General features: G+C 56.4%; 18 protein-coding genes, 2 pseudogenes and 1 other annotated feature. Of the genes and pseudogenes, 18 read left to right on the top strand and 2 right to left on the bottom strand.

Features of this window, described 5'->3' with window-relative positions; genetic code table 11:
* From dnaA to JZ655_RS00065, 13 genes and pseudogenes are all read left to right on the top strand, one after another.
* On the top strand, positions 1–1,398 hold the full coding sequence (dnaA, locus tag JZ655_RS00005) for a chromosomal replication initiator protein DnaA (RefSeq protein WP_040077736.1): 1,398 nt from the start codon (positions 1–3) through the stop codon (positions 1,396–1,398).
* 4 nt (positions 1,399–1,402) lie between these two features.
* Positions 1,403–2,503 carry a DNA polymerase III subunit beta gene (gene dnaN / locus JZ655_RS00010; RefSeq protein ID WP_040077737.1) on the top strand — a complete coding sequence of 367 codons (1,101 nt, stop codon included), beginning with the start codon at positions 1,403–1,405 and terminating at the stop codon, positions 2,501–2,503.
* 147 nt (positions 2,504–2,650) lie between these two features.
* The gene (gene recF, locus JZ655_RS00015) at positions 2,651–3,724 is read left to right on the top strand and encodes a DNA replication/repair protein RecF (protein WP_207292683.1); all 1,074 of its coding nucleotides are present in this window, start codon (positions 2,651–2,653) and stop codon (positions 3,722–3,724) included.
* 28 nt (positions 3,725–3,752) lie between these two features.
* The gene (gene gyrB, locus JZ655_RS00020) at positions 3,753–6,164 is read left to right on the top strand and encodes a DNA topoisomerase (ATP-hydrolyzing) subunit B (RefSeq protein WP_040077741.1); all 2,412 of its coding nucleotides are present in this window, start codon (positions 3,753–3,755) and stop codon (positions 6,162–6,164) included.
* Positions 6,165–6,383: 219 nt separating this feature from the next.
* On the top strand, positions 6,384–7,196 hold the full coding sequence (gene yidA / locus JZ655_RS00025) for a sugar-phosphatase (protein ID WP_040077742.1): 813 nt from the start codon (positions 6,384–6,386) through the stop codon (positions 7,194–7,196).
* A gap of 226 nt (positions 7,197–7,422) precedes the next feature.
* On the top strand, positions 7,423–8,112 hold the full coding sequence (gene dgoR / locus JZ655_RS00030; protein WP_207292684.1) for a FadR/GntR family transcriptional regulator: 690 nt from the start codon (positions 7,423–7,425) through the stop codon (positions 8,110–8,112).
* Complete coding sequence (locus JZ655_RS00035; protein ID WP_040077744.1) at positions 8,109–8,987, top strand: 2-dehydro-3-deoxygalactonokinase; 879 nt, start codon at positions 8,109–8,111, stop codon at positions 8,985–8,987. The genes dgoR and JZ655_RS00035 overlap by 4 nt, the downstream gene beginning before the upstream one ends.
* On the top strand, positions 8,971–9,588 hold the full coding sequence (locus JZ655_RS00040; protein ID WP_207292685.1) for a 2-dehydro-3-deoxy-6-phosphogalactonate aldolase: 618 nt from the start codon (positions 8,971–8,973) through the stop codon (positions 9,586–9,588). Before JZ655_RS00035 ends, JZ655_RS00040 begins: the two co-directional genes overlap by 17 nt.
* Positions 9,585–10,562 (top strand): annotated as a pseudogene (dgoD, locus tag JZ655_RS00045) (galactonate dehydratase); the annotation flags it as partial. The gene JZ655_RS00040 and the pseudogene dgoD, both read left to right, overlap by 4 nt.
* Before the next feature lie 53 nt (positions 10,563–10,615).
* A protein-coding gene (locus tag JZ655_RS00050) for an IS1-like element IS1A family transposase (protein ID WP_242637262.1) occupies positions 10,616–11,313 on the top strand; the annotation gives its coding sequence in 2 pieces (ribosomal slippage) (positions 10,616–10,865 and positions 10,865–11,313; 699 coding nt in all).
* A pseudogene (locus JZ655_RS00055) lies at positions 11,314–11,499 on the top strand (MFS transporter); the annotation flags it as partial.
* Between the two features lie 14 nt (positions 11,500–11,513).
* Complete coding sequence (locus tag JZ655_RS00060) at positions 11,514–12,458, top strand: 2-hydroxyacid dehydrogenase (RefSeq protein ID WP_207292686.1); 945 nt, start codon at positions 11,514–11,516, stop codon at positions 12,456–12,458.
* A 60-nt stretch (positions 12,459–12,518) separates the two neighbouring features.
* Positions 12,519–13,745, top strand: coding sequence for a YidR family protein (locus tag JZ655_RS00065; protein ID WP_207292687.1), 1,227 nt, complete (start codon positions 12,519–12,521; stop codon positions 13,743–13,745).
* Here JZ655_RS00065 and JZ655_RS00070 read toward each other — a convergent pair whose 3' ends face one another.
* Complete coding sequence (locus JZ655_RS00070; RefSeq protein ID WP_040077750.1) at positions 13,746–14,078, bottom strand: YceK/YidQ family lipoprotein; 333 nt, start codon at positions 14,076–14,078, stop codon at positions 13,746–13,748. It lies immediately after the preceding gene.
* 244 nt (positions 14,079–14,322) lie between these two features.
* Positions 14,323–14,396, top strand: a sequence feature (ROSE (Repression Of Heat Shock gene Expression) occurs in the 5'-region of heat shock genes and acts as an RNA thermometer to modulate expression.).
* Between JZ655_RS00070 and ibpA the strand changes: the two genes are divergently transcribed.
* From ibpA to JZ655_RS00095, 5 genes are all read left to right on the top strand, one after another.
* Positions 14,390–14,800 (top strand): small heat shock chaperone IbpA, encoded by a 411-nt coding sequence (ibpA, locus tag JZ655_RS00075; protein WP_112012366.1) that lies wholly within the window; start codon positions 14,390–14,392, stop codon positions 14,798–14,800. (Overlaps the previous feature by 7 nt.)
* Before the next feature lie 136 nt (positions 14,801–14,936).
* Positions 14,937–15,365, top strand: coding sequence for a small heat shock chaperone IbpB (gene ibpB, locus JZ655_RS00080; RefSeq protein ID WP_040077752.1), 429 nt, complete (start codon positions 14,937–14,939; stop codon positions 15,363–15,365).
* Positions 15,366–15,542: 177 nt separating this feature from the next.
* The gene (locus JZ655_RS00085) at positions 15,543–17,204 is read left to right on the top strand and encodes a putative transporter (RefSeq protein WP_207292688.1); all 1,662 of its coding nucleotides are present in this window, start codon (positions 15,543–15,545) and stop codon (positions 17,202–17,204) included.
* Between the two features lie 58 nt (positions 17,205–17,262).
* A complete protein-coding gene (locus JZ655_RS00090) occupies positions 17,263–17,610 on the top strand; it encodes a YidH family protein (RefSeq protein ID WP_207292689.1) in 348 nt (115 codons plus the stop codon).
* Positions 17,600–17,947 (top strand): DUF202 domain-containing protein, encoded by a 348-nt coding sequence (locus JZ655_RS00095; protein ID WP_040077756.1) that lies wholly within the window; start codon positions 17,600–17,602, stop codon positions 17,945–17,947. Before JZ655_RS00090 ends, JZ655_RS00095 begins: the two co-directional genes overlap by 11 nt.
* On the opposite strand, the gene dsdA is transcribed toward JZ655_RS00095, so the two are convergent.
* Complete coding sequence (gene dsdA, locus JZ655_RS00100) at positions 17,931–19,220, bottom strand: D-serine ammonia-lyase (protein WP_207292690.1); 1,290 nt, start codon at positions 19,218–19,220, stop codon at positions 17,931–17,933. The two genes, JZ655_RS00095 and dsdA, sit on opposite strands and share 17 nt — an antisense overlap.
* Between the last annotated feature and the right edge of the window lie 85 nt (positions 19,221–19,305).

Genomic DNA, 19,305 nt, shown 5'->3' on the forward strand with positions numbered 1-19,305 from the left:
GTGTCACTTTCGCTTTGGCAGCAATGTCTTGCCCGATTGCAGGATGAGTTACCAGCCACAGAATTCAGTATGTGGATCCGCCCGTTGCAGGCGGAACTGAGCGATAACACGCTGGCTTTGTATGCGCCAAACCGTTTTGTGCTCGATTGGGTAAGGGACAAGTACCTTAATAATATCAATGGACTGCTAAACGATTTTTGCGGTACCGATGCCCCACAGCTGCGTTTTGAAGTGGGCACCAAGCCGGTCACCCAAACCCTTAAAGAGACCGTTAACGTAGCCGCTCCTGCGCAGGCGACACAGGTCCATCAGCCGCGCGTCGTGCCTGCGGCACGTTCAGGCTGGGATAACGTTCCGGCCCCGGCGGAGCCGACCTACCGTTCCAACGTTAACGTCAAACATACCTTCGATAACTTCGTAGAAGGTAAATCAAACCAGCTGGCCCGTGCGGCAGCCCGTCAGGTAGCGGATAACCCCGGCGGGGCGTATAACCCCCTGTTTTTATATGGCGGTACCGGTCTGGGTAAAACGCACCTGCTGCATGCCGTGGGCAATGGCATCATGGCGCGCAAGCCAAACGCCAAAGTGGTGTATATGCACTCCGAACGCTTCGTTCAGGACATGGTAAAAGCCCTGCAAAACAATGCGATCGAAGAGTTTAAACGCTACTACCGTTCCGTTGATGCCCTGCTGATCGATGACATTCAGTTCTTCGCTAATAAAGAACGATCCCAGGAAGAGTTTTTCCACACCTTCAACGCCCTGCTGGAAGGTAATCAACAGATCATTTTGACCTCGGATCGTTATCCAAAAGAGATCAACGGCGTTGAAGATCGTCTTAAGTCCCGCTTCGGCTGGGGCCTGACCGTGGCGATCGAACCGCCGGAGCTGGAAACCCGTGTGGCGATCCTGATGAAAAAGGCAGATGAAAACGACATTCGCCTGCCGGGTGAAGTGGCATTCTTCATCGCCAAGCGCCTACGCTCTAACGTGCGTGAGCTGGAAGGGGCACTGAACCGCGTCATCGCCAACGCCAACTTTACCGGCCGGGCCATCACTATTGATTTCGTGCGTGAAGCGCTGCGCGATCTGCTGGCGTTGCAGGAAAAACTGGTCACCATCGACAATATTCAGAAGACGGTGGCGGAGTACTACAAAATTAAAGTGGCCGACTTATTGTCGAAACGCCGTTCACGCTCGGTAGCCCGACCTCGCCAGATGGCGATGGCGCTGGCAAAGGAGTTAACCAACCACAGTCTGCCGGAGATCGGCGATGCGTTTGGTGGCCGTGACCACACCACCGTGCTGCACGCTTGTCGTAAAATCGAGCAGCTGCGGGAAGAAAGCCACGACATAAAAGAAGACTTCTCCAATTTAATCAGAACATTATCATCGTGACGCTATGAAATTTACCGTTGAACGTGAACATTTATTAAAGCCGCTACAACAGGTGAGTGGCCCATTAGGCGGCCGCCCGACGCTGCCTATTCTTGGTAACCTGCTGCTGCAGGTCGCAGACGGTACGCTGTCGCTAACCGGCACCGATCTGGAAATGGAGATGGTTGCGCGGGTGACGCTGACTCAGCCGCACGACGCAGGCGCCACCACGGTTCCGGCCCGTAAATTCTTTGATATTTGCCGTGGCTTGCCTGAAGGGGCAGAGATCGCCGTGCAGCTCGAGGGCGACCGCATGCTGGTCCGCTCTGGCCGCAGCCGTTTCTCTCTCTCTACCCTGCCAGCCGCGGACTTCCCGAACCTGGATGACTGGCAGAGCGAAGTGGAATTCACCCTGCCACAGGCGACGATGAAGCGTCTGATTGAAGCCACGCAGTTCTCTATGGCACATCAGGACGTTCGCTACTACTTAAACGGCATGCTGTTTGAAACCGAAGGGGAAGAGCTGCGTACCGTCGCCACCGACGGACACCGCCTGGCGGTCTGCTCTATGCCAATTGGCGTTAGCCTGCCAAACCATTCGGTGATCGTGCCGCGTAAAGGGGTGATTGAGCTGATGCGCATGCTTGACGGCGGTGATACTCCGCTGCGCGTGCAAATTGGCAGCAATAACATTCGCGCCCACGTGGGGGATTTCGTCTTCACCTCGAAGCTGGTTGACGGGCGTTTCCCGGATTATCGCCGCGTATTGCCGAAGAATCCCGACAAGACGCTGGAAGCGGGCTGCGACAGCCTTAAGCAGGCATTTGCCCGTGCGGCCATTCTCTCCAACGAGAAGTTCCGCGGCGTGCGTCTGTATGTGAGTGAAAACCAGATCAAAATCACCGCGAATAACCCGGAGCAGGAAGAGGCAGAAGAGATTCTGGACGTCACCTACGCCGGCGCAGAGATGGAAATCGGCTTTAACGTTAGCTACGTGCTGGACGTACTGAATGCACTGAAATGCGAGAATGTTCGCATTCTGCTGACCGACTCTGTATCGAGCGTACAGATTGAAGATGCTGCATCCCAGTCCGCTGCTTATGTTGTTATGCCAATGAGACTGTAGTGATAACTATCGGGCTATCTTACTTGCCATTTTCAACCTGGGCTGTGCTCGCCCCTGTCACGTACTGCGTGTACGCGCCAGGGTCTGCGCGCAGTCCGCGTTGAAACTGGCTGCGCCGATTACGCCCTGGCCCGAAGAAATTCAGATATGTCACTGACGCGCCTTTTAATCAAAGATTTCCGTAATATTGAAAATGCGGATCTCGCTTTATCCCCCGGCTTTAACTTCCTGGTTGGCGCAAACGGCAGCGGCAAAACCAGCGTGCTGGAAGCCATCTATACGCTTGGCCACGGTCGGGCGTTTCGCAGCTTGCAAATTGGCCGCGTCATTCGCCACGAGCAAGAGTCCTTTGTTCTGCATGGGCGTCTCCAGGGCGCAGAGCGTGAAACCGCCGTCGGCCTGACCAAAGACAAGCAGGGTGACAGTAAAGTCCGCATTGATGGTACCGACGGGCATAAGGTGGCCGAACTGGCGCTCTTGATGCCGATGCAGCTGATTACGCCCGAGGGGTTTACTTTACTCAACGGCGGCCCCAAATACAGAAGAGCGTTCCTTGACTGGGGATGCTTTCACAATGAAGCGGGATTCTTTAACGCCTGGAGCAACCTCAAGCGTTTGCTCAAGCAGCGCAATGCCGCGCTGCGCCAGGTGACGCGCTACGCCCAACTGCGCCCGTGGGACAAAGAGTTGGTCCCGCTGGCGGAACAAATCAGCACCTGGCGTGCCGAATACAGCGCAGGTATCGCCGAAGATATGGACGACACCTGCAAACAGTTTTTACCGGAGTTCTCTCTCACCTTCTCCTTCCAGCGTGGCTGGGAGAAAGAGACGGATTATGCCGAGGTGCTGGAGAGAAGCTTCGAGCGCGACCGCCTGCTGACCTATACCGCGCATGGCCCGCATAAAGCGGATTTCCGCATTCGTGCTGACGGTGCGCCGGTAGAAGATACATTATCGCGTGGGCAGCTTAAGCTCCTGATGTGCGCGCTACGGCTGGCACAGGGGGAGTTTCTCACCCGCGAGAGCGGCCGACGCTGCCTGTATCTGATAGATGATTTTGCCTCGGAACTCGACGACGCGCGGCGAGGGCTGCTAGCCAGCCGCTTAAAAGCCACGCAGTCGCAGGTTTTCGTCAGCGCGATTAGCGCTGAACACGTTATGGACATGTCGGACAAAAATTCGAAGATGTTCACCGTGGAAAAGGGTAAAATAACGGATTAACCCAAGAATAAATGAGCGAGAAACGTTGATGTCGAATTCTTATGACTCCTCCAGTATCAAAGTCCTGAAAGGGCTGGATGCGGTGCGTAAGCGCCCGGGTATGTATATCGGCGACACGGATGACGGCACCGGTCTGCACCACATGGTATTCGAGGTGGTAGATAACGCTATCGACGAAGCGCTCGCGGGTCACTGTAAAGACATCGTGGTGACGATCCATGCGGACAACTCCGTATCCGTCACCGATGATGGTCGTGGCATCCCAACCGGTATTCACCCGGAAGAGGGCGTATCTGCTGCGGAAGTTATCATGACCGTTCTGCACGCAGGCGGTAAATTCGATGATAACTCCTATAAAGTCTCCGGCGGCCTGCACGGCGTAGGCGTCTCCGTGGTTAACGCCCTGTCGCAGAAGCTGGAGCTGGTTATCCAGCGTGAAGGCAAAGTTCACCGCCAGATCTATCAGCATGGTGTGCCGGAAGCGCCGCTGGCAGTCACTGGCGATACCGAAAAAACCGGTACCCTGGTGCGTTTCTGGCCGAGCCTGGAAACCTTCACCAACGTCACCGAATTCGAATATGAAATTCTGGCCAAACGCCTGCGTGAGCTGTCGTTCCTGAACTCCGGCGTCTCCATTCGCCTGCGCGACAAACGCGACGGCAAAGAAGACCATTTCCACTACGAAGGCGGTATCAAGGCGTTCGTTGAGTATCTGAACAAGAACAAAACGCCTATTCACCCGAATATCTTCTACTTCTCTACCGAAAAAGACGGTATCGGCGTGGAAGTGGCGCTGCAGTGGAACGATGGTTTCCAGGAAAACATCTACTGCTTCACCAACAACATTCCACAGCGTGACGGCGGTACGCACCTGGCGGGCTTCCGTGCGGCGATGACCCGTACCCTGAACGCCTACATGGACAAAGAAGGCTACAGCAAGAAAGCGAAAGTCAGCGCCACCGGCGACGATGCTCGTGAAGGCCTGATTGCCGTGGTTTCTGTTAAGGTGCCGGATCCGAAGTTCTCCTCTCAGACCAAAGACAAACTGGTCTCCTCTGAGGTGAAATCGGCGGTTGAACAGCAGATGAACGAACTGCTGAGCGACTACCTGCAAGAAAACCCGTCTGACGCGAAAATCGTGGTCGGCAAAATTATCGATGCGGCACGTGCCCGTGAAGCGGCGCGTAAAGCCCGTGAAATGACCCGCCGCAAAGGCGCACTCGACTTAGCTGGCCTGCCGGGCAAACTGGCAGACTGTCAGGAGCGCGACCCGGCGCTGTCCGAACTGTACCTGGTGGAAGGGGATTCCGCGGGCGGTTCTGCGAAGCAGGGCCGTAACCGTAAGAACCAGGCGATCCTGCCGTTGAAGGGGAAAATCCTCAACGTCGAGAAAGCGCGTTTCGACAAGATGCTCTCTTCGCAGGAAGTGGCAACGCTGATTACCGCGCTCGGCTGCGGCATCGGTCGCGACGAATACAACCCGGACAAGTTGCGTTATCACAGCATCATCATCATGACCGATGCGGACGTCGACGGCTCGCACATCCGTACGCTGCTGTTGACCTTCTTCTATCGTCAGATGCCGGAAATCGTTGAACGTGGCCATGTCTACATTGCGCAGCCGCCGCTGTACAAAGTGAAGAAAGGCAAACAGGAACAGTACATCAAAGACGACGAAGCGATGGATCAGTATCAGATCTCTATCGCTCTGGATGGCGCAACGCTGCATGCGAACGCCAGCGCTCCGGCACTGGCCGGCGAGCCGCTGGAACGTCTGGTGTCCGAGTTCAACGCTGCGCAGAAGATGATTGGCCGTATGGAGCGTCGTTATCCGAAAGCGCTGCTGAAAGAGCTGGTGTATCAGCCAACGCTGACCGAAGCCGATCTGAGCAGCGAGCAGACTGTCAGCCGCTGGGTCAACGCGCTGGTAAGCGAGCTGAACGAGAACGAACAGCACGGTAGCCTGTGGAAATGCGATGTTCAGCAGAACGCTGACCAGCTGTTCGAGCCGATCGTCCGCGTGCGTACCCACGGTGTGGATACAGACTATCCGCTGGAGCACGAGTTTGTGACCGGGCCGGAATACCGTCGCCTTTGCACTCTCGGCGAAAAGCTGCGCGGTTTGATCGAAGACGATGCCTACATCGAACGTGGCGAACGCCGTCAGCCGGTTGCCAGCTTCGAGCAGGCGCTGGAGTGGCTGGTGAAAGAGTCCCGTCGTGGTCTGGCAATTCAGCGTTATAAAGGCCTGGGCGAAATGAACCCGGATCAGCTGTGGGAAACCACTATGGATCCGGAAAGCCGCCGTATGCTGCGCGTTACCGTAAAAGACGCGATTGCAGCGGATCAGCTGTTCACCACCCTGATGGGCGATGCGGTTGAACCCCGTCGTGCCTTTATCGAAGAGAACGCGCTGAAAGCGGCGAATATCGATATCTAAGCTGTTATCCCCCTCACCCTAACCCTCTCCCCATAGGGGAGAGGGGATGTACGGTACCGCCTTTTCTCCCTCGCCCCTGTGGGGAGAGGGCCGGGGTGAGGGGAGATTCTTAGCCTGCAAAAGAGGAATCCCCTCCTCATATCCAATCCCCTTTCTTACCGTGTTTTTTGAGCGGAATCGCGTTAGCATGAGTGCAGACTCATTCAATCCGGGGATCCCATGGCCATCAAACTCATTGCAATCGATATGGACGGCACGCTGCTGCTGCCAGATCACACCATCTCTCCAGCCGTTAAAAATGCGATTGCCGCCGCCCGTGCAAAAGGGGTGAATGTGGTACTGACGACCGGTCGCCCCTATGCCGGTGTGCATAATTACCTGAAAGAGTTGCACATGGATAAACCGGGCGATTACTGCATTACGTATAACGGTGCCCTGGTTCAGAAGGCCGCCGACGGCAGCACCGTCGCCCAGACCGCGTTGAATTATGACGATTACCTCTATCTCGAAAAACTCTCCCGCGAGGTGGGTTCACATTTCCACGCGCTCGATCGCAACACGCTCTACACGGCCAACCGCGATATCAGCTACTACACCGTACACGAATCCTATGTCGCCACTATTCCACTGGTTTTCTGCGAAGCAGAAAAAATGGATCCGCAAACGCAGTTCCTGAAGGTGATGATGATTGATGAGCCAGCCATTCTCGATAAAGCCATCGCCCGCATTCCGGCTGAGGTAAAAGAGAAATACACTGTGCTGAAAAGCGCGCCGTACTTCCTCGAAATCCTCGATAAACGCGTCAATAAAGGCACCGGCGTGAAATCGCTGGCCGATACGCTGGGTATCAAGCCTGAAGAGATCATGACCCTGGGCGATCAGGAAAACGATATTGCGATGATCGAATATGCGGGCATGGGTGTGGCAATGGATAACGCGATCCCATCGGTGAAAGAAGTGGCCAATTTCGTCACCAAATCTAACCTGGAAGACGGCGTTGCCTACGCGATCGAGAAATTTGTCCTGAACTAAGCGTGGCTAAATACATCGGCCCTGGTTATCAACCGGGGCTTTTTTTTGCCCTGAATTTATCAAATTGTTCTTTTTGTGATCCAGATTGTAGTACAACACAAATTTGATTGTACTACATTGCAACCAAGGTCTTAACGAATTGCATCACGTTTGTACTGCAAAAGTGAGGCGGAATTCAGCGGTCGCGGTAAAGTAGTGATGGACACAAAAATCATAAGGACCCTCCATGACTCTCAATAAAACCGACCGCATTGTCATCACGCTGGGCAGCCAGATTGTGGGTGGCAAATACGTACCCGGCTCGCCGCTTCCTGCAGAGGCGGAGCTATGCGAAGAGTTTGAAACCTCGCGCAACATCATCCGGGAAGTGTTCCGCTCGCTGATGGCGAAGCGGCTAATTGAAATGAAGCGTTATCGCGGAGCCTTTGTCGCCCCACGTAGTCAGTGGAACTACCTCGATACCGATGTTCTGCAGTGGATACTGGAAAACGATTATGACCCACGGCTGATTGGCGCCATGAGCGAGGTGCGAAACCTCGTAGAACCGGCGATAGCCCGCTGGGCCGCCGAACGCGCCACCTCGGGCGACCTGGCGCAGATTGAGTCGGCGCTGAACGACATGATCGCCAATAACCAGGATCGGGATGCCTTCAACGAAGCGGATATTCGCTACCACGAGGCGGTGCTCCAGTCGGTGCATAACCCGGTGCTACAGCAGCTTAGCGTGGCGATCAGCTCGCTACAGCGCGCGGTATTTGAACGGACCTGGATGGGCGATGAGGCCAACATGCCGAAAACGCTCCAGGAACATAAAGCGCTGTTCGATGCGATACGGCATCAGGACGGCGATGCGGCAGAGCAGGCGGCGCTCACGATGATCGCCAGCTCGACACGAAGGTTAAAGGAAATCACATGACATCTCGCTACATCGCTATTGACTGGGGATCGACCAATCTGCGCGCCTGGCTTTATCAGGGTGAGCAGTGCCTGGAAAGCAGGCAATCAGAAGCAGGTGTTACGCGCCTGAACGGTAAATCCCCCGAGGCGGTGTTAGCAGAGGTGACACAAAACTGGCGCGACGGCGCCACGCCAGTGGTAATGGCGGGCATGGTGGGCAGTAACGTAGGCTGGAAAATTGCGCCTTATCTGCCCGTACCGGCTCGTTTCTCCGCTATTGGCGAACAGTTAACGTCCGTTGGCGACAAGATCTGGATTATTCCCGGCTTGTGCGTCTCTCGCGACGATAACCACAACGTCATGCGCGGCGAAGAGACGCAACTGCTCGGCGCGCGCACGCTTTCTCCTTCTTCTGTCTACGTTATGCCCGGTACCCACTGCAAGTGGGTACAAACCGATGCAGAGCAGATCCACGATTTTCGCACCGTGATGACCGGTGAATTACACCATTTGCTCCTTAAGCATTCGCTGGTGGGGGCGGGTTTGCCGGAGCAAGCCCCCTCGCCGGAGGCATTTGCCGCCGGGCTTGCGCGCGGGATCGCTTCTCCTGCCGTTTTGCCGCAACTTTTTGAGGTTCGCGCCTCGCACGTGCTGGGACAACTCCCGCGCGAGCAGGTTAGCGAGTTTCTGTCCGGCCTGCTGATTGGCGCCGAAGTCGCCAGCCTGAGTGAACGCTTCGCCGGGCAGCAGGCCATTACTCTGGTCGCAGGCTCATCGCTGAGCTCACGTTATCGCCAGGCGTTTCACGCCATCGGCCGGGACGTGGCGGTGGTAGAGGGCGACACGGCATTTCAGGCTGGAATAAGGAGCATCGCTCATGCAGTGGCAAACTAACCTTCCCCTTATCGCGATATTGCGCGGCATCACCCCCGACGAGGCGCTGGCGCACGTAGGCGCGGTGATTGAGGCCGGATTCGACGCGGTGGAAATCCCGCTCAACTCCCCGGAGTGGGAAAAGAGCATCCCGGCCGTCGTCGATGCGTTTGGTGATAAGGCGCTGATTGGCGCAGGCACGGTGCTACAGCCGGAGCAGGTCGACAGGCTGGCGAAAATGGGCTGCAAACTTATCGTCACGCCCAACATCAACCCCGAGGTGATCCGCCGCGCGGTGGGCTACGGCATGACCGTCTGCCCGGGATGTGCAACGGCAACCGAAGCCTTTACCGCTCTCGATGCGGGCGCGCAGGCGCTGAAAATTTTCCCGTCATCGGCTTTTGGCCCGGAGTACATCAAGGCGCTGAAAGCGGTATTACCCGCCAGCGTACCGGTCCTGGCCGTGGGCGGCGTGACGCCAGAAAACCTGGCGCAGTGGATGAAAGCTGGCTGTGCAGGCGCCGGGCTGGGTAGCGATCTCTATCGCGCCGGACAGACCGTAGAGCGCACCGCACAGCAGGCGGCAGCATTTGTGAAAGCGTATCGAGAGGCAGTGAAATGAAAATAACCAAACTCACCACGTACCGTTTACCGCCGCGTTGGATGTTCCTGAAAATCGAAACCGACGAAGGGGTAGTGGGCTGGGGCGAGCCGGTAATTGAGGGCCGTGTGCGCACCGTCGAGGCCGCTGTGCACGAGCTGGGTGAATACCTGATTGGGCAGGATCCCGCGCGCATTAACGATCTGTGGCAAGTGATGTACCGCGGGGGCTTCTATCGCGGCGGCCCCATTCTGATGAGCGCCATCGCCGGTATCGACCAGGCGCTATGGGATATCAAAGGGAAAGTGCTGAATGCTCCGGTGTGGCAGCTGATGGGCGGCCTGGTGCGCGACAAAATTAAGGCCTACAGCTGGGTAGGGGGCGATCGCCCTGCCGAAGTCATTGATGGCATCAGAAAGCTGCGCGGGATTGGTTTTGATACCTTCAAGCTCAACGGCTGTGAAGAGATGGGAGTCATCGACAATTCACGTGCGGTAGACCGGGCGGTAAACACCGTGGCGCAGATCCGCGAAGCCTTTGGCAACGACATTGAGTTTGGCCTGGACTTCTACGGCCGCATCAGCGCGCCAATGGCGAAAATATTAATTAAAGAGCTGGAACAATACCGCCCGCTCTTTATTGAAGAGCCGGTGCTGGCGGAGCAGGCAGAATATTATCCACGGCTGGCGGCGCAAACCGCTATTCCTATCGCTGCAGGGGAACGTATGTTCTCGCGCTTCGAGTTTAAACGCGTACTGGAGGCGGGCGGAATCGCGATCCTGCAGCCGGATCTCTCCCACGCGGGGGGCATCACCGAATGCTACAAAATCGCCGGTATGGCAGAAGCCTACGACGTGGCGCTGGCTCCGCACTGCCCGCTGGGGCCGATTGCGCTGGCGGCCTGTCTGCACGTCGATTTTGTCTCCCGCAACGCGGTGTTCCAGGAACAGAGCATGGGGATTCACTATAACAAGGGCGCGGAACTGCTCGACTGGTGATGCTGCCAACTTACTGATTTAGTGTATGATGGTGTTTTTGAGGTGCTCCAGTGGCTTCTGTTTCTATCAGCTGTCCCTCCTGTTCAGCTACTGACGGGGTGGTGCGTAACGGCAAAAGCACCGCCGGACATCAGCGCTATCTCTGCTCTCACTGCCGTAAAACATGGCAACTGCAGTTCACTTACACCGCTTCTCAACCCGGTACGCACCAGAAAATCATTGATATGGCCATGAATGGCGTTGGATGCCGGGCAACCGCCCGCATTATGGGCGTTGGCCTCAACACGATTTTACGTCACTTAAAAAACTCAGGCCGCAGTCGGTAACCTCGCGCATACAGCCGGGCAGTGACGTCATCGTCTGCGCGGAAATGGACGAACAGTGGGGCTATGTCGGGGCTAAATCGCTCCAGCGCTGGCTGTTTTACGCGTATGACAGGCTCCGGAAGACGGTTGTTGCGCACGTATTCGGTGAACGCACTATGGCGACGCTGGGGCGTCTTATGAGCCTGCTGTCACCCTTTGACGTGGTGATATGGATGACGGATGGCTGGCCGCTGTATGAATCCCGCCTGAAGGGAAAGCTGCACGTAATCAGCAAGCGATATACGCAGCGAATTGAGCGGCATAACCTGAATCTGAGGCAGCACCTGGCACGGCTGGGACGGAAGTCGCTGTCGTTCTCAAAATCGGTGGAGCTGCATGACAAAGTCATCGGGCATTATCTGAACATAAAACACTATCAATAAGTTGGAGTCATTACCGGATTAGGCCTGCCGCCTGTTTTAGGCAAGATTAAGGATTTGACCAACAGCTATCACTACGGCCTGCTGATTGTAGCTATTGCGCTGATACTAGGGGGGATTATCGGTATCGCCGTCTCTCGCCCGGGTAAAAGCACATCGCTCAAGCAGTCAGCCCCCTCTTCTTTATAAGTGAACGGATAACGATGAAATTGAAAGTTTTGAAACAAGCCTCCCTGCCTGACCAGCTAACGGCAGAACTGGAAAAACGTTACGACGTTTATGAATATGCAGCGCTTAGCGAGGAGGCATTCGCGGACCTGGCCGGACAATTTACCGTGATGATTACTAACGGTGAGGCCGTCGTCACGCGCCAGCTGATCGCCAGCCTGCCCTCTCTGGAACTGATTGCTGTTTTTGGCGTGGGATACGACGGTGTCGATGTGGCGGCTGCGGCAGATCATCATGTGGCCGTCAGCCATACGCCGGGCGTGTTAACGGACGATGTTGCCGATTTGGCGATGGGACTCATGCTGGCGACATCGCGCCAGATCGTTTCTGCTCAGAAGTTTATTGAGGCGGGAAGCTGGCATCAGGGAGGATATCCGTGGACACACAAGGTTTCGGGGGCGCGAGTCGGCATTGTGGGCATGGGGAGAATTGGCCAGGCCATCGCACAACGTTGTGAAGGCTTTGCCATGCACATTGCTTATAGCGATAGCAAAGTTATCCCGGGGCTGAATTATACCCGAATTGAGGACATTGCCTCCCTGGCGGCAGAAAGTGATTTCTTGATGATATGTACGCCGGGTAGTGCAAAAAACCAGGCGCTGATTGATGGCCGGGTTCTCGCGGCGCTGGGTGAGAAAGGAATATTGATCAACATTTCGCGTGGTAGCGTAGTGGATGAGCCCGCGCTGATTAACGCGATTGAACAGGGCACCATCGCCGGGGCCGGACTGGATGTGTTCAGTCGCGAGCCGGACGTTCCGCAGGCGTTGCTCCAGCGCGCTAACGTGGTGGTGACGCCACATATGGCCAGCGCGACCTGGAGCACCAGAGAGGCGATGTCCCGGTTAATGCTGGAAAATGTTTTGGGTTGGGCCAGCAATAAGCGTCTGGTAACCCCCATCCCTGAGCTGGACGCGTAGTCATTTTCCGGCAGATCCATTACTCTGAAGCGCAACTGTCGCTTCAGAGTTTATTCGTTCATGAAACAAGTCACCTTCGCTTCCCGCCATCACCAGCTCACCAATATCAACACCTGGACGCCAGATAGCCAGTGGTTGGCCTTTGACGTACGCCCATCCGGCGCATCGTTCACCGGTGAAACCATCGAGCGGGTAAATATCAGTACGGGCGAGGTTGAGGTGATTTATCGCGCCACAAACGGCGCGCATGCCGGGGTGGTGACCGTTCATCCTGCAGAAGACAAATATGTCTTTATCCATGGCCCGGAAAACCCGGATGCCGACTGGCAGTACGATTTTCACCATCGTCAGGGCGTGGTTGCGCACAATGATCGGGTGGATAATCTCGATGCGATGGATATCACCGCTCCCTACACGCCCGGCGCACTGCGCGGCGGCAGCCATGTCCATGTCTTTAGCCCGAACGGGCAGTTCGTCAGCTTCACCTATAACGACCATGTTCTGCACGAGCGCGACCCAGCGCTTGATTTGCGCAACGTGGGGGTCGCCGCGCCTTTTGGTCCCGTGAACCCACCGGCTACGCATCCCCGAGAATATGCGGGCACCTTCTGGAGCGTGCTGGTCACTCGCACGACGCCGAACCCGCCGCCAGGCAGCGATGCGATCAATCGCGCCTACGAAGAGGGCTGGGTAGGGAACCACGCGCTGGCGTTTATTGGCGATACCCTGTCTGAGAAAGGCGACAAGGTGCCGGAGCTCTTTATTGTCGATTTACCGAAAGATGAGCAGGGCTGGAAGCACGCCGGGGATGCACCGCTACAGGGTACGCCAGAGACCCTGCCGGCACCTCCGGCGGGCATGGTGCAGCGTCGGTTAACCTTTACGCATCAGAACGCGTACCCGGGGCTTGTGAACGCGCCGCGCCACTGGGTGCGTAGCAATCCGCAAGGTACGCAGATTGCCTTTTTAATGCGCGATAACCAGGGAGTGGTGCAACTCTGGCTTCTCTCACCCGAGGGCGGCGAGCCGCGCCAGTTAACCGCTAACCGCAGCGATATTCAGTCGGCCTTCAACTGGCATCCGTCCGGCAACGGGCTGGGATTTGTGCTGGAAAATCGTCTTGCATACTGCGATGCGGTGACGGGGAGCGTGACGTTTTTGACGTCCGATCACGGCAATCCGCCTTCTGCGGATGCCGTGGTCTTTTCACCGAATGGGCGTTATATCGCCTGGATGGAAGAGGCGGAGGGCTTCCGCCAGCTGTGGATCACTGAAACCGGGCGCTGATCAGCGCACGGGCATGGCGGCAGGGGGAATAACCGAGTTGGTGGCCAGCGTCTCCTGCTCGCTTTTTTCAACGCGCGAGCGCACGGAGCTGTCCGTACGGAAGAAATCCCAGGGCAGCAGAAGCGTATCGAATACCGCCGTAAAGGGCATATCCAGAATCACCAGAGATTTGGTGCCCCAGTTGGTGTCATCATCTGACAACATTGTGGCACTGGCTCGCGTGCCGGGATAGGTCCCTTCTTTACCGCCGGTGTGCGACATCACGCTTGAACATCCGCAAAGCAACACCACCGCGCTGAACGTCGTCAACTTTATCAGAACATTTTTCATCATCAGTTTGTCATCATCAATGGCGCGATATGAACCAGCAACCCGGTTTATAACGGGCCATATGCAAATTGAACAGTTGAAAAGCGCCGCTCTGTGGCAGCCATCGCAATTTAACCCTTTGTGCTGCCATCCCAGTCTAAGCCAGTGACAGTAAAGTGCAAAAAAAACTGTTCAGGATCCGCTTGAAATGATCGAAATCAGACCCATTTTAGAGATGTGTCCATGAACAAACGCGCCTGATGGGTGTTTGGGATACCGCAGCCTGTCCATGGTGGAAGGCTACAATTTCTCGCTGATTTCAGGAGTTTTAACTTATGCGTAATTTCGATCTCTCCCCGCTATACCGTTCTGCAATTGGTTTTGACCGCCTGTTCAACCATTTAGAAAATAACCAGAGCCAGAGCAACGGCTACCCTCCTTACAATGTTGAACTGGTTGACGAAAACCACTACCGCATCGCCATTGCCGTCGCCGGTTTTGCAGAGAGCGAACTGGAGATCACCGCCCAGGATAATCTGCTGCTGGTGAAAGGCTCGCATACGGCCGAACAGAAAGAGCGTACCTACCTCTATCAGGGCATCGCCGAGCGTAACTTTGAACGCAAGTTCCAGCTTGCTGAGAACATTCACGTTAAAGGCGCAAATCTGGTCAACGGCCTGCTGTTTATCGAACTGGAACGTGTGATTCCGGAAGAGAAAAAACCGCGTCGTATCGAAATCAACTAATTAGACGGGTCGCCATCGCGGCCCACTCAGAATTGCTTGCCGAACCGGGAGCATAGGCGAATCCGTAAGGATTTGCAGGAACAACTGCGCACAAAATTAGACTGTGCCGAACTCGCTTCTCAGAAGGAGATTTAGTATGCGTAACTACGATTTATCCCCCCTGCTGCGTCAGTGGATTGGTTTTGACAAACTGGCTAACGCCCTGCAAAGCACCACCGAGCAACAGACATTTCCGCCGTACAATATCGAAAAAAGCGACGATAACCACTATCGCATCACCCTTGCGGTAGCCGGATTCCGCCAGGACGATCTGGATATCCAGCTTGAAGGAACGCGCCTGACGGTGAAAGGTACCCCGGAAAAACAAGAAACCGAGACGAAGTGGCTGCATCAGGGTCTGGTGACGCAGCCGTTCAGCCTGAGCTTTACGCTGGCGGACCATATGGAAGTCTCTGGTGCGACCTATACCAACGGTCTGCTGCATATCGACCTGACCCGCAACGTGCCGGAAGCAATCGCTCCGCAGCGTATCGCCATTAGCGAACGCCCTGCGTTAAACAGCTAACAGTATGCGGGCTGATGCCTTCTCCCACAGGGGGAGGGCGCAAACACTAAAAACGGTCACCTTCGGGTGACCGTTTTGCTTTTACCTTCGGTTTTTTTGTGCGCCATCGCCCATACAACCGCCACCGGTTCTGAGAGAATCCCCACCATAACTAAGGTTATGCACAGGGAGTGGATCATGAGTGATATCGCGTTAACCGTCAGCGTGTTGGCCCTGGTCGCAGTAGTAGGACTGTGGATTGGCAACATCAAAATCCGCGGCGTCGGGTTTGGGATTGGCGGGGTCCTGTTCGGGGGGATTTTTGTTGGCCATTTTGCCGACCAGTTTGGCCTGGTACTCAGCGCCGATATGCTCCACTTCATCCAGGAGTTCGGCCTGATCCTCTTCGTCTACACCATCGGTATTCAGGTCGGTCCGGGTTTTTTCGCCTCCCTGCGCGTCTCCGGGCTACGGCTAAACCTCTTTGCCCTTGGTATCGTGGTAATGGGCGGGCTGGTCACCGCCATTCTGCACAAAATCTTTGCTATCCCTCTGCCGGTGGTACTGGGTATTTTCTCCGGTGCGGTCACCAATACGCCGGCGCTCGGGGCAGGCCAGCAAATTCTGCGTGATTTGGGGATCGAGCCCGGCATTGTCGACCAGATGGGGATGAGTTACGCCATGGCTTATCCGTTTGGCATCTGCGGTATTCTGCTCTCTATGTGGCTGGTACGGGTGCTGTTTCGTATCAACGTCGAAGAGGAGGCGAAGGCGCACGAAACCGCGCATACCAACGGCCATATGCCCATCAAAACCATCAATATTCGTGTCGACAACCCCAATCTCAATAAGCTGGCGATTCAGGATGTGCCGATTCTGAACAGCGTAAATGTGGTCTGCTCGCGCCTGAAGCGGGAAGAGATACTGATGGTGCCGTCACCGGGCACGGTGATCCATACCGGAGATTTGCTGCACCTGGTTGGTCAGCCTGACGATCTGCACAATGCGCAGCTGGTCATTGGCAAGGAGGTCGATACCTCGCTTTCCACCCGCGGCACCGATATGCGCGTAGAGCGCGTCGTCGTCACCAACGAGCATGTTCTTGGAAAGAAAATCCGCGATCTGCAGGTAAAAGAGCGGTATGACGTGGTGATCTCGCGGCTTAATCGCGCCGGGGTTGAGCTGGTTGCCAGCCAGGACGCCAGCCTGCAGTTTGGGGATATCCTCAACCTGGTTGGGCGCCCATCCTCTATCGATGCCGTGGCGGATATGGTGGGTAACGCCCAGCAAAAATTGCAGCAGGTACAGATGCTACCGGTCTTTATCGGCATTGGCCTGGGCGTGCTGCTGGGCTCCATTCCGCTGTACGTGCCGGGCTTTCCGGTGGCGCTCAAGCTGGGGCTGGCGGGCGGGCCGCTGATTATGGCGCTGATCCTCGGGCGCATCGGTTGTATCGGCAAGCTTTACTGGTTTATGCCGCCGAGCGCCAACCTGGCGCTGCGCGAGCTGGGGATCGTGCTCTTTCTGGCCGTGGTCGGGCTGAAATCCGGTGGGGATTTTATCGCTACCCTGGTCAAGGGCGAAGGGATGAGCTGGATTGGCTACGGGATCGTTATCACGGCCATCCCGCTTCTGACCATGGGGATCCTGGCGCGAATGTTCGCCAGAATGAACTACCTGACGATCTGCGGTATGTTGGCCGGCTCCATGACCGATCCCCCTGCGCTGGCCTTTGCTAACAACCTGCACGCCACCAGCGGCGCGGCGGCGCTGTCTTACGCCACGGTCTATCCGCTGGTGATGTTCCTGCGCATTATCACCCCGCAGCTACTGGCGGTGCTGTTCTGGGGGGCGGGTTAACAACGCTGCCCGCATTAGGCTATGCTGAAGCCAGGCCGTAGCACGACAAGGACTCTTGATGAAAATGTCCCGCCTCGGCGAAGCGCCGGACTACCGCTTCTCTCTGGCTAATGAACGCACTTTCTTAGCGTGGATCCGTACCGCACTGGGCTTTCTGGCCGCCGGGGTGGGTCTTGACCAGCTGGCGCCTGATTTTGCCACGCCGCTGATCCGTGAAGTGCTGGCGCTGCTGCTGTGCCTGTTCGCCGGCGTGCTGGCCATCTACGGCTACCTGCGCTGGCTGCGTAATGAGAAGGCGATGCGACTCAAGCAGGATCTGCCCTATACGCGCGGGTTATTCATCATCAGCGCGATTCTGCTGACGGTGGCAGGCGTCGTGATGGTGCTGGTTTTCTATGGCGGATAGCCGCAAAGCGCGACGCGAAGCGGACCCCGGCCTGCAGCCGGAGCGGACATCACTCGCCTGGCTGCGCACGCTGCTGGGGTACGGCGCCCTGATTGCGCTGGCGATTAAACACAACTGGCACCGTACCGGCCTGCCGTTCTGGATCTCACTGGTGGTGCTGGCGCTGGTGGCCCTTATGTTATGGCGTTATACCCGCAGCCGTAACCTGATGGACGTCACGCAGGATGAATTCGTACAGCCGAAAGCCGTCCGGGATAAGCTCTTGATCGCGCTTGCGGTGCTGTCGCTCTCTCTGCTGTTTGCGGTGACGCACCTGGAGGTTATTTTTTCCCTTTAGCCAGATATGTCGCCATCTCCTCTTCCGGCACCATGCCGCCGCCGGTCGCCCAGACCAGATGGGTGGCCTGTGCATCGGCTTTGAAACGCACCGGGCCGGCCATACCCGCCAGCGCCGACGGCTCCAGACGAATATTTTCCGCCTGCGCCAGCCAGCCGAGCATGTCATACATGCTCTGATCGGACAGGGTATAGAATCCGTCCAGTAACCGCTCCATCGCGCGCCCCACGAAGCCAGAGGCCCGACCTACTGCCAGTCCGTCTGCCGCCGTCACGTTATCGATACCGAGATCCTGCACCGCAATGTCGTCGTGCAGTCCGGTGTAGACCCCCAGCAGCATGCAAGGGGAGTGCATCGGCTCGGCGAAGAAGCAGTGGACGTTATCACCAAAAGCCAGCTTCAGACCAAACGCCACGCCGCCGGGGCCCCCGCCAACGCCGCACGGCAGGTAAACATACAGCGGATGTTGAGCATCGACCACGCGGCCCTGTTCGGCAAACTGGGCCTTCAGGCGCTCGCCCGCTACCGCATAGCCCAGGAACAGGGTGCGGGAGTTTTCATCGTCAATAAAGAAACAGTTTGGGTCGTTTTCGGCCGCTTTTCGTCCCTGTTCAACCGCCACGCCGTAGTCCTGCTCATATTCCACAACGATCACGCCGTGGCTGCGTAGTTTGGCTTTCTTCCATTCGCGGGCATCGGCAGACATATGCACCGTCACCTTAAAACCGAGGCGGGCGCTCATCATGCCGATGGACATCCCGAGGTTGCCGGTTGAGCCCACCGCAATGCTGTACTGGCTAAAGAACGCCTTAAAGCGGGGCTCCAGCAGGATGCTGTAGTCGTCATTGAGGTTCAGCAAGCCTGCTTCCAGCGCCAGTTTTTCCGCATGCGTCAGCACCTCATAGATGCCGCCGCGGGCTTTAATGGAGCCTGAGATGGGCAGATGGCTGTCTTTTTTTAGCAGCAGCGTGCCGGGGATCGCGACACCCGTTTCGCTCGCCAGCCGCGTTTGCATCGCCGGGATCGCGACCAGCTCGGATTCGATAATCCCTCCCGCTGCTGCCGTTTCCGGGAAGGCTTTCGCCAGATATGGCGCGAAGCGGCTGAGGCGAGCATGCGCGTCGTTGACGTCGTCCTGGGTCAGCCCGACATAAGGCAAGCCTTGCGCAAGGGTTGTGGCGCGCGGATTAAGCCAGGTGAGCTCTTTCAGGGCGATCAGATCGGCAACCAGGGGGAATTTGGCGGTCAGCGTGTTAACGGCGTCGTTATTCATAATCTGTCTCAGAAATTAGTTCATTCTGACTCTACACGAAATGGTAAAAAGCGTGCTAAATACGGCTTATTACTTTCGATTTTTT

Source organism: Leclercia pneumoniae, from assembly GCF_017348915.1.
GTDB lineage: Bacteria > Pseudomonadota > Gammaproteobacteria > Enterobacterales > Enterobacteriaceae > Enterobacter > Enterobacter pneumoniae.